This window comes from Bacillus sp. 491mf (genome assembly GCF_900112415.1).
Taxonomy (GTDB): Bacteria; Bacillota; Bacilli; order Bacillales; family Bacillaceae_G; genus Bacillus_A.
This window is the reverse complement of sequence record NZ_FOLV01000003.1, coordinates 138918-152879: the sequence shown is the minus strand read 5'-3', so window position 1 is coordinate 152879 and position 13962 is coordinate 138918. Positions and strand designations below refer to the sequence as shown.

Annotated in this window: 19 protein-coding genes; 12 read left to right on the top strand and 7 right to left on the bottom strand. The window is 37.4% G+C overall.

The features are described from left to right. Positions 1-95 precede the first annotated feature (95 nt). Together BM211_RS05290 and prsA are read left to right on the top strand one after the other, a co-directional pair. Positions 96-227 carry a DUF3941 domain-containing protein gene (locus BM211_RS05290; RefSeq protein ID WP_081904971.1) on the top strand — a complete coding sequence of 44 codons (132 nt, stop codon included), beginning with the start codon at positions 96-98 and terminating at the stop codon, positions 225-227. A 179-nt stretch (positions 228-406) separates the two neighbouring features. Then, the gene (gene prsA, locus BM211_RS05285; protein ID WP_090995502.1) at positions 407-1258 is read left to right on the top strand and encodes a peptidylprolyl isomerase PrsA; all 852 of its coding nucleotides are present in this window, start codon (positions 407-409) and stop codon (positions 1256-1258) included. Between the two features lie 217 nt (positions 1259-1475). Here the strand turns inward: prsA and BM211_RS05280 are convergent, their stop codons facing one another. Next, on the bottom strand, positions 1476-2330 hold the full coding sequence (locus BM211_RS05280) for a CvfB family protein (protein WP_035437300.1): 855 nt from the start codon (positions 2328-2330) through the stop codon (positions 1476-1478). A gap of 357 nt (positions 2331-2687) precedes the next feature. Between BM211_RS05280 and BM211_RS05275 the strand changes: the two genes are divergently transcribed. Continuing rightward, positions 2688-3179, top strand: coding sequence for a YajQ family cyclic di-GMP-binding protein (locus BM211_RS05275; RefSeq protein WP_090995499.1), 492 nt, complete (start codon positions 2688-2690; stop codon positions 3177-3179). Positions 3180-3404: 225 nt separating this feature from the next. Here the strand turns inward: BM211_RS05275 and BM211_RS05270 are convergent, their stop codons facing one another. The 3 genes from BM211_RS05270 to asnB form a co-directional block, all read right to left on the bottom strand. Next, positions 3405-4748, bottom strand: coding sequence for an alpha-amylase family glycosyl hydrolase (locus tag BM211_RS05270; RefSeq protein WP_090995496.1), 1344 nt, complete (start codon positions 4746-4748; stop codon positions 3405-3407). A gap of 158 nt (positions 4749-4906) precedes the next feature. Continuing rightward, positions 4907-5170, bottom strand: a complete 264-nt coding sequence (locus BM211_RS05265; RefSeq protein WP_035437305.1) for a hypothetical protein — start codon at positions 5168-5170, stop codon at positions 4907-4909. A 390-nt stretch (positions 5171-5560) separates the two neighbouring features. After that, positions 5561-7408 (bottom strand): asparagine synthase (glutamine-hydrolyzing), encoded by a 1848-nt coding sequence (gene asnB, locus BM211_RS05260; protein ID WP_090995493.1) that lies wholly within the window; start codon positions 7406-7408, stop codon positions 5561-5563. Positions 7409-7690: 282 nt separating this feature from the next. Between asnB and BM211_RS05255 the strand changes: the two genes are divergently transcribed. After that, complete coding sequence (locus BM211_RS05255) at positions 7691-8242, top strand: DUF2777 domain-containing protein (protein WP_035437310.1); 552 nt, start codon at positions 7691-7693, stop codon at positions 8240-8242. Positions 8243-8296: 54 nt separating this feature from the next. Here BM211_RS05255 and BM211_RS05250 read toward each other — a convergent pair whose 3' ends face one another. Next, positions 8297-8650: a YisL family protein gene (locus BM211_RS05250; RefSeq protein ID WP_035437312.1), complete on the bottom strand. Its 354-nt coding sequence runs from the start codon at positions 8648-8650 to the stop codon at positions 8297-8299. A 151-nt stretch (positions 8651-8801) separates the two neighbouring features. Here BM211_RS05250 and BM211_RS05245 point away from each other — a divergent pair, with 151 nt between their 5' ends. Then, complete coding sequence (locus BM211_RS05245) at positions 8802-9992, top strand: ornithine--oxo-acid transaminase (RefSeq protein ID WP_035437315.1); 1191 nt, start codon at positions 8802-8804, stop codon at positions 9990-9992. A 41-nt stretch (positions 9993-10033) separates the two neighbouring features. On the opposite strand, the gene BM211_RS05240 is transcribed toward BM211_RS05245, so the two are convergent. Continuing rightward, positions 10034-10528 carry an HXXEE domain-containing protein gene (locus BM211_RS05240; RefSeq protein ID WP_256216875.1) on the bottom strand — a complete coding sequence of 165 codons (495 nt, stop codon included), beginning with the start codon at positions 10526-10528 and terminating at the stop codon, positions 10034-10036. After that, on the bottom strand, positions 10515-11441 hold the full coding sequence (locus tag BM211_RS05235) for a fumarylacetoacetate hydrolase family protein (protein ID WP_256216854.1): 927 nt from the start codon (positions 11439-11441) through the stop codon (positions 10515-10517). Before BM211_RS05235 ends, BM211_RS05240 begins: the two co-directional genes overlap by 14 nt. A gap of 214 nt (positions 11442-11655) precedes the next feature. Here BM211_RS05235 and BM211_RS05230 point away from each other — a divergent pair, with 214 nt between their 5' ends. The 7 genes from BM211_RS05230 (at position 11656) to BM211_RS05200 (ending at position 13952) form a co-directional block, all read left to right on the top strand. Continuing rightward, complete coding sequence (locus BM211_RS05230) at positions 11656-11835, top strand: aspartyl-phosphate phosphatase Spo0E family protein (protein WP_035437320.1); 180 nt, start codon at positions 11656-11658, stop codon at positions 11833-11835. 138 nt (positions 11836-11973) lie between these two features. After that, positions 11974-12195, top strand: coding sequence for a spore germination protein (locus BM211_RS05225; RefSeq protein ID WP_035437322.1), 222 nt, complete (start codon positions 11974-11976; stop codon positions 12193-12195). Between the two features lie 14 nt (positions 12196-12209). Next, complete coding sequence (locus BM211_RS05220) at positions 12210-12419, top strand: spore germination protein GerPB (protein WP_035437325.1); 210 nt, start codon at positions 12210-12212, stop codon at positions 12417-12419. A gap of 61 nt (positions 12420-12480) precedes the next feature. Further along, positions 12481-13095: a spore germination protein GerPC gene (gerPC, locus tag BM211_RS05215; RefSeq protein ID WP_035437327.1), complete on the top strand. Its 615-nt coding sequence runs from the start codon at positions 12481-12483 to the stop codon at positions 13093-13095. Positions 13096-13101: 6 nt separating this feature from the next. Further along, positions 13102-13296 (top strand): hypothetical protein, encoded by a 195-nt coding sequence (locus tag BM211_RS05210; RefSeq protein WP_035437330.1) that lies wholly within the window; start codon positions 13102-13104, stop codon positions 13294-13296. 12 nt (positions 13297-13308) lie between these two features. Next, positions 13309-13704, top strand: coding sequence for a spore germination protein GerPE (locus tag BM211_RS05205; protein ID WP_035437333.1), 396 nt, complete (start codon positions 13309-13311; stop codon positions 13702-13704). Positions 13705-13736: 32 nt separating this feature from the next. Beyond that, positions 13737-13952: a spore germination protein gene (locus tag BM211_RS05200; RefSeq protein ID WP_020059858.1), complete on the top strand. Its 216-nt coding sequence runs from the start codon at positions 13737-13739 to the stop codon at positions 13950-13952. Positions 13953-13962 lie beyond the last annotated feature (10 nt).

The window sequence follows — 13962 nt, the reverse complement described above, 5'->3', positions numbered from 1 at the left end:
CACCTTTATATAAATTCCATCGTATACATTATACATAGTCTTAACGAAAACGGAAATGATAAACGTACAACCTGTTATGAAGGGAGTTGAACCATATGCCTCATACAAGTGACAACGACAAAAAAGCGCGTGATAACAACGCAAAGCGTACGCAAAAAAATGAAGAAGAACAAAAAAATATAGCGCAAGGAAAACGCGCTTACTCCAAAAAGACGGATCATCTATAAAGACCATTTTTCACTTATACTCTAAACTCGAATCCTCTATTTCATAAGAACAAGCCCTCTTTGTACATCAACATTTTTGTTGATGTACTTTTTCTTTCGACAAAAGTCATCTCAAATTCACATCATGTTCACTTCCTTTTTCTACAATAGAGATAACAATTTTCGGATGAGGTGTGTACATGAAACGAAGACAATTATTCATTGCAGCAGCGACGCTCGGCACATTAATGTTAGCCGCCTGCGATCCAAAAGAAGGTTCCGATCCCATCGCTACTTCTGCTACGAGCACGATAACAAAAAGCGAATTTGATAAGGCGTTAAAAGAGCGCTTCGGAAAAGATATGCTCTACGAAATGATGGCACAAGATATTATGATTAAAAAATATAAAGTGTCTGATGATGATGTTGATAAGGAATTTAAAAAAGTAAAAGACCAAGCCGGCGATAATTTTAAAATGTTCCTTGAAAGTAATCGAATGAAAAACGAAGACGATTTAAAAAAACAAATTCGTTCTAGCTTAGCCATCGACAAAGCGATCAAGCAAACGATAACTGAAAAAGACATAAAAGCCAGGTATAAACCAGAAATTAAAGCTAGCCAAATTTTAGTAAACGACGAACAAACAGCTAACGATATAAAAAGACAACTAAATGGCGGTGCATCATTTGAAGAATTAGCAAAAAAATATTCAGAAGATACGGCTTCAAAAGAAAATGGTGGAGATTTAGGTTACTTCGGCCCTGGGAAAATGGTACCTGAATTTGAAACTGCTGCTTATAAATTACATGTCGGCGAAATAAGTGAACCTATCAAATCAGCAAAAGGCTACCATATTATTAAATTAACAGACAAAAAAGACTTAAAACCATACGACGACGTAAAAGATTCCATTCGCAAAACACTTGAAGCCGAACGTATACAAGATAATACGTGGCGTCAAAAAGTATTATTAGACGAACTAAAGAAAGAAAATATTAAAGTAAAAGACGATGACTTAAAAGATACCTTCACTCGTTTAGGGCAATCATAAAAAAGGACCTTCCTTTGCAATTTATCGGCGCTTTTTCCGATATATCGAGCACTTTTTCGAATATATCAGCGCTTTTTAAAATATATCGGCGCTTCGACACAAAATAAAGACACCTCGACGATATTCGACATAAAATAATCGATTCACCGAGCTGAATCATACCGAAAAATGAAAGGAGCTAGCCAAAAGTTTCGCTTTTGGCCAGCTCCTTTTTATATTACTTTTTAAAATACGTCCAACCTTCTTCTTGATAAACCTTTTCTTCTTTCATCAGTTTACCAAGAGCACGCTTGAAAGCTGCTTTACTCATCTGAAAACGCTCCTGAATATCTTCTGGGTGGCTCTTATCCCAAAATGGCATTGCGCCGCCGCGGCTTTCCATATACTCATAAACAACCGCTGCATCATCTTCCATTCCTTCTTCTTTACGAGGAAGAAGAGAAATATTAATTGTTCCATCTTCTTTCACATCAATAATACGGCCTGTTACACGTTCTCCAATACGCACTTGCTCTTTGCGCTCAGAACAGTGCAAGAATGCACGGAAATGTTCATCTGTTAAAACAAACGATCCTACTTGTAAAGAACGGTACACACGACCATTTACATTTTTATTGCGCATAGATGGCGTCGCTTCTACGACAATTTCTTGCATATCCGCATCTCTTGCTGGAAGACCAATTAAACGGCCGCGATTTGTTAATTTTAATGTACAATATAACTCATCGCCTTCTTCTGGCCATACTGGTGTATAAATTGGAAATTCATCAGCCGGGATTAATATATCTTTCGAAACACCGATATCAACAAACACACCTAAACGAGGCTTCACTTCCACAACTTTTACCCAATTCCAGTCTTCCGTTGTAATAAGCGGTGTTTTCATCGTTGCGGCTAAACGTTCTTGATGATCATGATATAAAAACACATCAATCATGTCGCCTTCTTCAATCTCTCCAGCGACTTCATTTTTATGTAAAAACACTTCATCTTCTTCATAACCGACCATGTATCCAATTTCTGTTTCACGTAAAACAGTTACTTCTTCAATCGCTCCTGGTTGTAACTTCATGTTATTAATTCCCTTCTATATAATTTATCTTATTCTAACGGGTGATATTTTCATTGTTTCTCACTGTAAAAACATCCGCACCGATAATAGCTTTCGTTCATTTTTTATCATTCCAAACAAAGTTTCATTATACACGTTTTTTCCTTTATTTGTCCAACTCGCTAAAATTCTCTATAATAAAGTGAGACTTTAATCATTGAGGTGGTCTTCTTCAATGATTATTAGTCGAACCAATCGGGCCTTTATGGGCTGTTTATCCCGCCTTTCCAACGAATGTATTTTCCGCTATACTTTAAGCGAGATATTACAGCCCGTTAAGGCGGGGTAGAAGTGGAATTTAATTTGGAGGTGCTTATTATGGCAAAAGATAGTTCTTTTGATATCGTTTCAAAAGTAGAGTTTCCAGAAGTAACAAACGCGATTAACATCGCATTAAAAGAAATTCAAAATCGTTATGACTTTAAAGGAAGCAAAAGTGATATTAAATTAGAAAAAGAGGAAATCGTTTTAACTTCTGATGATGAGTATAAACTTGATCAAGTAAAAGACGTTTTGATTTCAAAATTAATTAAGCGTGAAGTTCCGATCAAAAACTTAGATTACGGCAAAGTTGAAAGCGCATCTGGCGGTACAGTGCGTCAACGCGCAAAATTACAACAAGGCATTGATAAAGAAAATGCGAAAAAAATTAATAACATTATTAAAGAATTAAAATTAAAAGTAAAAACACAAGTACAAGATGACCAAGTTCGTGTAACAGGAAAAAGCCGTGATGACCTACAAGCAGTTATCGCAGCTGTACGCGGAGCTGATTTATCAATCGACGTACAATTTCTTAACTACCGATAGTCGTACATAAAGTGAAACTTTAATCAGCCCTCACCAATCGGGCGCATGCCAGCAGCTTCTCTCCCACCTTACTTCTTAAGAAAAGCGGAAGCGGCCGGAGATTCTAGCCGCTAGAGCTGGACAATGCTTTCGCTGAATTTTGAGGTGGGAGTATTACTGCCCATGAATAGCGGGATAAAAAGAAGCTGGCCAAAATTTATTTTTTTGGTCAGCTTCTTCTCTATTTCAATACGATTCAGTTCCTTTTCGTTTCTTTACCAATACAAGAAAGATGATAAATAACACATTTACGCCTACTAAAGCAGCAATAAACGACCAGTTCCACCCTGATTTCCCTGCAAGTGCATATACATTGGCAGTTTCTCTTTTCAGCACAATGTAGTATTTTCCGTTCTCTTCTCGCACCCGATCATCTTCTAACAATCCGCGCAGCTCACGGTCTTTCCCAAATTCATTTGCAGCAAGTTCCACCTTTTTTGATTCTGTCCTGTTATTAATCGCGATAAGCGTTGTCTCATCTTTATACGTGCGCTTCATTACACTCATACCATCTTGATCATATAATAGTTCAAATGTTCCGTAACGAAGAGATGGTAATGTTTTGCGAAGGTCTCCTAATTTCTCTATATACTGCAAAAACTTATCATCCACTTTAAAATCCATTAAACGACGATTATCAGGTACTTTCCCTCCATCTAACGCAATTTCAGTGCCATAGTATACAAACGGAATGCCCGGTGATGTATATAAATAGGCAAGTGCTAATTTCAAACGAGCCGGCGGAAAATGTTTATTTTCTTTTGCCGTTCTAACAAAACGCTCCGTTTGGCTATTATCTACAAACGTTCCTTCCAAACTAGCACCGCCGCTTTTTGTCACATCATACAATGGCTTTATAGAAAGATTCGGCTTTGTAAACACGTCTGTAATGCGCTGCTGATAAGCTTGATTAAATACGCCTTTTCCTCCTTGTATTTGCGTGTCCGTTATTATAAAAAAGTCTTGTTTTATACTCTGCACAGCTGCAATCACTTCACTCAAAAATGCCTTCGTAATATTTTCGTTATGTATGAAATGATAACCATCTACATCCGTTTCCTTAATCCACTGTTTCGCACATTTAATAGTACCCGTTTCATCTTTATGATCCATTACAAATTCAAACATGACTTTCATATCTCGTTTGTGCGCTTCTTGGACGAGCTGCTGCATGTCCTTCATCACACCAAAATGTTCATTCATTTTTGTTATATCAGTTGGATGATACCCATCATAACTACTACTCGCAGTTGGCGGCGACAACAAAACGGCAGTAAAGCCCATCTCTTTTATATAATCAAGTCGCTTTATAATCCCCTGGATATCTCCTCCTTGATATGCTTCTAAATTACTCGTATCAACCTCTTTGTCATTTCTAGAATCACCATTATTAAAACGATCAATCATAATAGAATACACAATTTCATCTTCCCACAGCCTCGTTTCCTTCGCCGACACATGAATGGGTAATTGAAATACAAACAAAAGACATATGAAACATAGAAAATATTTCCCTAACTCCCTCTTCACATCGCTTCCCCCAAGTTTTCTAATTATAAGAAAAGTATAACAATTTATATTCCTCTCGTATACTAACGCATTTCGATTATATAGAAATATCAAATGTAATAAGGGATTACAATTCACCAAGGTAGGTTTTGTTTGAACAAAAAGAAAGAAACAGAGAATTAGCTCTCTGTTTCTTTCTTTTTACGTTCTATGTCATTCTTAATTTCTTTCAGTAGTTCAATTATTTGTTTTTCATTGCTTGATTTATCTTTTACATATTGCAGCAAGCGAAGTATTAGTAGTATTACTAAGAAATACAAAGCGAATTCCGTTAACGTATAGATTATATCTAAGAATAATGAATGAGTGAGGAAAAACCACCTAAATGGCTTTACCACTAAAAAACTTAAAAGCAACGCCAACCACACATAATTTTTATTCATATTTCGGCACCTCTCTTTTCATATATTTCGAAAAATAAGGTAAGAGTTTTCAAAGTTTATCCCGCTATTCGTGGGCAGTAATACTCCCACCTCAAAATTCAGCGAAAGCAAAGTCTAGCTCTAGCGGCTAGAATCTCCGGCCGTTTCGCCCCCTCGGACGAGGCAAAAAGCGCCTCTCTGTCAGGGGCGTGGGCGTCCTGCGATTCTGAGCGAGCCGCTTCCGCTTTTCTTAAGAAGTTAGGTGGGAGATAAACTGCCCGTAAAAGCCCGATTGGTGAGGGCTGATAATCAGTGGGGGATGAAGAAAACCCCCACTGATTAAAGTTTCACTTTATAAATAGTTGCGATGCCTACCTTATGAATATTTTATCATATTTTTCCAATTCATTATTACTCTTTAATATTTATCCCATATTCCTTAAACCAAACATGAATTTGCCCTAAATGCGCCAACAGTTGCGGGCCTGTCATAAGCTGCCCAAACCACGGCGTTTGAAATGCACTGCCGCCTGTTTCAATTAATCCATGCAACTGGTCGTAATCAAATAATTCATGGAGAATGGACTGTTTATCCGTTAATAGCTCTTGTAGCCATGAAGTGACAGCCTTCGTGTAGTATGGATTATGGGTTTTCGGGTATGGACTTTTCTTTCTATATAAGACATCATTTGGCAAGACACCTTCTAACGCCTTGCGCAATAGACCTTTTTCGCGGTTTTTATACATTTTCATTTCCCAAGGAATATTCCACGCATATTCGACAAGGCGATGATCAGCAAACGGCACACGCACTTCTAAGCTAGCGCCCATACTCATTCGGTCTTTTCGGTCAAGCAGTGTTGTCATAAACCAAATCATATTTAAATAAAATAGTTGCCTTCTTTTTGTATCCAGTATGCTTTCCTCTTCTAACAACGGGGTTTCACGCACCGATTCTTCATAGCGATACTGAACATACTCTTGCAAATTTAGTTTTTTACGCCAGTCTGTTTTTAACAATTGTTCACGAGCCTCTGTTGATCGCATCCACGGAAACGCACTAGATTGTAAATCATCTTCGCGGTAAAACCACGGATAACCACCAAAAATTTCATCAGCGCATTCCCCTGATAAACTTACGACAAAATCTTGTTTAATTTCTCGGCAAAACCATAGTAAGGAAGAATCGATATCTGCCATCCCTGGCAAGTCACGAACAATGACCGCTTCAGTTAAATATTTTGCTAAATGTTCGTTAGAAATCACGCAGCGATGATGGATCGTATCAAATGTATCTGTCATTAACGTAATATACGGAGCATCTGAATTCGGCTGAAACGCATTGGATTTAAAATATTTTTCGTTATCTTCATAATCAATCGAATACGTATGAAGCTTCCCTTTCCCTTCTCGTTCATACGCCATCGCTGCAAATGCGGTAATCGCGCTGGAATCGACGCCGCCCGATAAAAATGTACAGAGCGGAACATCTGATACTAACTGCCTTGTAATGGCATCTTGCAATAAAAACCGCACTTGTTCTACCGTTTCTTCAAAATTATGTGTGTGCTCTTCGCTCACAACATTCCAGTAGCGCCAAATTTTTAAACCATCTTTCGAAAATGTAAGTGCATGACCTGGGCGTAATTCATCAATTCCAGCAAATATACCATGCCCCGGAGTTCGAGACGGACCTAATCCAAATACTTCTGCTAATCCCTCTGTCGTAATCTCCGCCTTCACATCAGGATGAGCTAAAATCGCTTTTAATTCTGAACCAAATAATAATCGCCCAAAATCATGTTTATAAAATAGCGGCTTTACCCCTAATCGGTCACGCGCAATAAAGACTTTTTCTTCCTGTTCATCCCATACAGCAAATGCATAAATACCATTTAAATGATTGACGCACTGTTCTTTCCATTCCACATAAGAAGCGAGCAACACTTCTGTATCAGAATGTCCCTTAAATGTATAACCTCTTTGCAGCAATTCTTTCCGAATATCTTCTGTATTATATAGTTCGCCGTTATAACAAATGGCGTATCGTTCTTCTTTTTTCTCCCGCATCATCGGTTGTCTACCGCCTTCTGGGTCGACAACTATTAACCGTTTATGGCCAAAAGCAACATGATTTTGAAGCCAAACGTTCGTGTCATCCGGGCCTCTTTTTGCGAGCGTTTCTGCCATCTTCGTTACTGCTTCTTTTTCTTGCAATAACACTTTTGTATAATCAACCCACCCTGTAATACCGCACATTGCGATCACCCTTTCTCATCTCATATCTGCAGTCTGTTTTTCCCCCGCTATTTGTGGGCAATAAGACCCCCACTTAAAGATTAAAAGAGAAACGAAGAAGATAAGCGGAGATCAACTGCTCGTAAAAGCCCGATAACTATCAGTGGTAGATAAAGCCCACCATTGACGGAAGTTTCACCTTATTCTATGCCCAATTTTAATTGTATGTGCATTAGTTATAAAGAAAGACCGAAATGTCTATAACAAGAACAGAAACTTCTATTAAAAAAGGAGCGAACACGAATGAAACAGCGTAAACATATTTTGTATAGTCAACCGCGTGCTCATACAGTTGGAAATGTTGAATATATAAACGAAGAATGGGTATTTTTTGACGAAGAAAGCGATGAAGCTTCTTTATTAGAAGATATGATTGAAGATGGATTTGAGATTTTATATAACAATAATTGGTTACCCGCTCGTTTTTATGAACATAACATTTTGCAAGTAGCAAATGAACATCATCCGCTGCAAAACGGTGAGACAATTCGCATTCGAAAAAAGTTACTGACAAGCTATCATGAATGGATCGAAGAGCTTTCAGATTCATCCTTTTCACTTGTCATGGAGGCATTACAATCACTGGGCTACTCTCTTTACGATTGCATCTATGCTCACAACTTTTTATCTTTCCAGCCTAGAGAACATTCATGCGAAGGCGTTAACATTCTCTTATTTGATAATGAAGAAATGATTTGTGCCCTCCATCACCATTATGTCCGTTACACAACAAATAATAAGGATTTATTTAAATTTACAAACACGGATGGGAATGAGTTACATTTACAAAATTAACATAATAATAAAAATGAGGATGTTACCAAAGGGATAACATCCTCATTTTTTCTATTAAGCAAATGGCGAAAACCCTATCGGTAATCGTAAACCAAGATATAATACTACTACAAACGCAATAACAAATTGAGTCCAAAACGCCCCTGTTGCTTTCTGTTTACTTGCTTTCACAAGAACCATTTCCATTGAAGCAATTACCCAGATGCCAACAAGCATTTTAATTCCATATAACATCGGCATCCAGTTCACGTTTTTGTAAACTAATAACCCTGATGCAATAATTAAGATGTACAGCAAGCGAACTACCATGTGCAGGCCTTTTGCCTGTTTTCCACTCGTATACATCGAATATGCCACGAAAAACAAAATAACCCCAAGCGCCCATGCCGTAATGTGCATATGTACCATATCAATCTCCTCCTCTTTTTTACAAACTTTTTCACTTTACATGATACCACGTTCATTTCTTTTGAGGAAATATTTAGCTTTTTCCTTACTTAAATGATATAATATTTAGAGTATTTACAAACTTCTTGTAAAAACAAAAGGGGGAACTAGCATGATTCAAACAAAAGACATTATCGAATTAACAGAAACATACGGAGCAACTAACTACCATCCACTTCCGATTGTAATTGCGAAAGCTGAAGGTGTTTGGGTAGAAGATCCAGAAGGCAACCGTTATATGGACATGCTCAGTGCATATTCTGCTGTAAACCAAGGTCATCGTCATCCAAAAATTATTCAAGCGCTTATTGACCAAGCAGGGCGTGTAACATTAACATCACGTGCATTCCACAGTGATCAATTAGGCCCTTGGTATGAAAAAGTTGCAAAATTAACTAATAAAGAAATGATTTTACCAATGAATACAGGTGCCGAAGCTGTCGAAACTGCTATCAAAACGGCAAGACGCTGGGCATATGATGTGAAAAAAGTAGAAGAAAATAAAGCTGAAATTATTGTGTGCGTAGATAACTTCCATGGCCGTACAATGGGCGCTGTATCTATGTCATCTAATGAAGAATATAAACGCGGATTTGGACCAATGCTTCCAGGTATTGTTGTGATTCCTTACGGCGACATCGAAGCATTAAAAGAAGCAATCACACCAAATACAGCCGCATTTATTTTAGAGCCAATCCAAGGCGAAGCTGGTATTAATATTCCACCAGCAGGTTTCTTAAAAGAAGCATACAATGTATGTAAAGAAGAAAATGTATTATTTATCGCAGATGAAATCCAAACAGGCTTAGGCCGTACTGGAAAATTATTTGCATGTGATTGGGACAATGTGATTCCTGACATGTACATCCTTGGAAAAGCGTTAGGCGGCGGTGTATTCCCAATTTCTTGCGTTGCTGCAAGCCGCGAAGTTTTAGGCGTATTTGAGCCAGGCTCTCACGGTTCTACATTCGGTGGTAATCCGCTAGCTTGTGCAGTTTCTCTTGCTTCTCTAGAGGTACTATTAGAAGAAAAATTAACTGAACGCTCTTTACAATTAGGCGAAAAGCTAGTAAATCAATTACGTGAAATTGACAATCCAATGATTACAGACGTGCGCGGAAGAGGATTATTTATCGGTATCGAATTAAATGAACCTGCACGCCCTTACTGTGAACAATTAAAAGCATCCGGTTTACTATGTAAAGAAACACATGAAAATGTAATCCGCATTGCTCCGCCTCTTGTTATTTCTGAAGAAGATTTACAATGGGCATTCGAAAAAATTAAAGAAGTATTATCTTAATAATAAAGAAGGTTGCCCGTTAAAAGGCAACCTTCTTTGTGCTATACAATGGTTCTAATTATATACAACAGACTAACTAAAATAGGAAACATGAGTAAAATACCGATGATACAGGATATCCAAACACGCTTCCATTTCCACCAGCCAACTACATTTCCTCTCCAAAACAAAAACAATGAAAATGGAATGACTAAAAAGAGAGCTGTACCGAGACCAGGTACATATCCTCTCTTCAAAATCGCACCAACAAGATGAACAATCCCATTCATAAAAATCATAGCCTGTGTAAACAGGATCACATATAACGTAACCTTCTTCAAAAACAGATTGTGTATTAATACCACCGCACACACAAAAACAGTTAGTATAAGTATCGCTAGGAAAAAATGCTTGGATTGTAGCATGTTCTCTTCCATTTGAACCGGGCGGAAATACTTTATTTCCGGAAAAAAATAATACTCCTCTGCATTATGCAATGCAAAAATAATGGGGATAAACCAGAAATACAGCGAACGCGTCGGATTATTTAACAGCATTACGAAGCGTTCCGACATTTTCTACAGTGATAGCAACCTCATCGCCAGCATGTAGAAATCGAGGTGGTTGAAATCCTTTTCCAACTCCGGCTGGTGTTCCGGTCGCAATAATATCACCTGGCTCTAACGTCATACCTTTACTTATAATTGAGATAATTTCTTCAATGGAAAACATCATATTTGCCGTTGTAGAAGATTGACGTACTTCCCCGTTCACCTTCGTTTCAATATGAAGCGCATTCGGATTATGAATCATTGAGTGGTGTACGATAGATGGTCCCATTGGACAAAATGTATCAAAACTTTTCCCAAGAAAAAATTGCTTATGCTTCTTTTGAATATCCCTGGCTGTCACATCATTTACAATCGTATAACCAAACACGTGATGCAAGGCTTCTTCTTTCGGAATTGCCTTTCCACGCTTTCCAATCACAATTGCAAGCTCACCTTCATAATCAAGCTCATTTGTCGCATGCGGATGACTATAAATTTGATCCCCCTCGCCAATTACAGTTGTCGGGGCCTTTGTAAAAATAATAATATTTTCTGGAATGGTTCCCTCTTTGTCCATTTCGATTACATGTTCATAATAGTTTTTCCCAACACAAAGAATATTTTTTCTTGGCCTTGGAATCGGAGCTAATAACTTAACTTCCGATAATGGATAATAAGCATCCTGGCAATGTTCTTTCGCCCATTCGACAATCTCAATTACTTTTGTAATAAAGGATTCTCCTCGGTCAATGCATTCTAACATCGTAATAGGAATCGTAACCTTTTCCTCTTTTTTCCGTTGCGCTTCTCTTACATGCAACACCGTTTGTGATGTTTCGTCTATAACACCAACAAACACTTTTTCATCTGTTTTTGCTGTCACAAACCGCACATTTCCACATCCCATCTTCAAATTCATACTGTAATTGTATTCGCACCTATTAACAAAAATCCTCCCGAAAATATTTTTAATTTACAATATTCTTTCTAATGTTCACATATTCGAAAAATTTTTTTGACAAAATATGTAGAATTCCTTCTTCTTTTAGCGAATACGTTTCTTTTTTATGGAAAGTTTGTATAATATGTACTACAGACACACCTAAAATCTATAAGGAGACGGAGCCGATTCTATGTTTGAGCAAGCAATTGAAAAAAAACGCGAAAAGATGAAATACTTGGCCAAACGATACGGAATGACATCTCAAAAAACGGTTAGTTGTAGTCAAGAGCTGGACAGGCTCTTAAATGTTATATTACTCATACAAATAGATGATATGCCAACTCAACATACAGACGTGCACTCCCAATGAGTGTGCGTTTTTTATTTAGAAAATAACAGACACATATTTGCACAAACGCCCATACAATAATAGAGTAAAACTCCCATCATAGACATTCAGATGAAAAAGGGACAAATACAAAAACTTTTAACATGAAAGGTGTTTTCTATGCCTGCAATGGTTGGACACGTTAATATTGTTAACGTCGGATCAAGTGGTGTATTTCACATTGGAGATGTTTTTGCCATTCGCCCCATTAGTTATTCCCGTGCATTTGCAGGAGCGGGTTCTTTTAATGTCGGAGAACAGGTAGCCATATACAATTACGAAAACATAACAAATGTAAACGATAATGATGTAATCGATCAACCAATCACTGCTACTTATTAAAGGAGGGAAAAAAATTGAAACTGTATGTACACCAAAGTATTATTATTAAAAACATAAGAATAGAGAACCTTACAACTTCAGCTGTCTTTCAAATTGGAAGCGCAGGTAGTATAAAAACATTATCAAAGTTCTCGAATACAGGTGGATTTACACAACCAACCCCTCCGCTAACAGCTCAGGGACAAATTATTTCTGTTTCCCCTCCCCCTCCTAGTTCTTCTTAACGGACTAATATCATAGACATATACCAATATACCCTCCAGATCAAAAAGGAGGCTTCTAGCAGTGAATCAAGATCTGTATACTTATTTACAACAATTACAACAAGTAATTCAACAACAACAAGAAAGAATAAATATTTTAGAAACAAAGCTAACGCAAATAACGGAGGAAATAGCAGAACTAAAACAGCGCCCATCTTCTTCAATTGGGAAAGTCGAATATAAATTTGATCAACTAAAAGTCGAAACTTTAAGTGGTACATTAAATATTGGTTTAAATCCTTTTACGAGCAAGGGCGAAATAATTGAAGACTTTGATGTGGAGACTGAAACATTAAAAGTAAATCCTGAAACTCAAGTAAATCCCGATTTTTATCAAGACATCATTCAAGAAATGCATCGCTATCTAGACGAAGAAGCGTATACCCGGATTCTTCATTTTGAGCAAGAAGAACGAACACCTCTTGATGATATGTACCGTCAAATGATGATTGATGATATAAAACAACAAATGGAACATCGTCTCCCGTACTATTTATCTCAAGTACAGCCGCATCCCGAAATTACATCGAATCCGCAGTATATGAAAGATGTCATTATTCGAGCAATGAAACAAGATATTGATAAAGCATTTCTTTCCTTTATTCAGCATATACCACGTAACTTCCGAAAGGAGTAAGTGCATATGAATTTTACTGTCATTAATCATGAAATCAAAGTCGGAAATATTCGATCTCTTGGGATATCTTCGTCTGCTTTATTCTTAGTCGGCGATGCAAACCTTATTATTTCATCTTCTATTTTAGATACACCGTTTGAATCGGTTACAGGCGGACCATTTGTACCACTCGTAACCGCTGTACCTACCACTCCTCGATAAGGAGGGCTCGTTTTGTTTCGACATATTTCCGTTGTTCATCAGTCCGATGTCATGACGCTAGGACTCAGTTCCGTTGTTCAAGTTGGTGATTCAAATCATGCAGAATTAAAAACTAGAGCGATTATCGTCCAGCGTGAAATTGCTAACTTTATTTCTAAAGAAGGAGACATGGAAGCATATAAAATATTTGTCGACGATAAAATCACAATTCCAACTCGTGTCAACGAAGTGCGAATGACAGTCATTAATACAAATCCCTTTATCGAGGTAGACTGCATTACCATTCAAAGTATGCTAAACGCCTCTTGTCTTCATATTGGATCTATTGATTACGTATTTGCAAACTCACGCATTTTACAAATTCGCCACTTTGTTACAAAAGAACCTTTTCACCAAGAACGCATATAGTACCATAAAAGGAATTTGAAGTAGGTGAAAACATGCCGTCTCTTGTCGGAAATTTAGTCGTTCAAAATAGTAACGGTTCTTTTAACTTAGGAGATTTCTATAATGTATCTCCAAAAGAAAATACGAAAGCTTACAACGGATCCGGTTCATCAAATGTTGCATTTGTTTTAAATACATTTAACGGTGTAAGTGGTACAAATACATTTGATTCTGACGTAGCTGATCAAGACCAAATCGGAACAGCATAGCGCGGAAAAC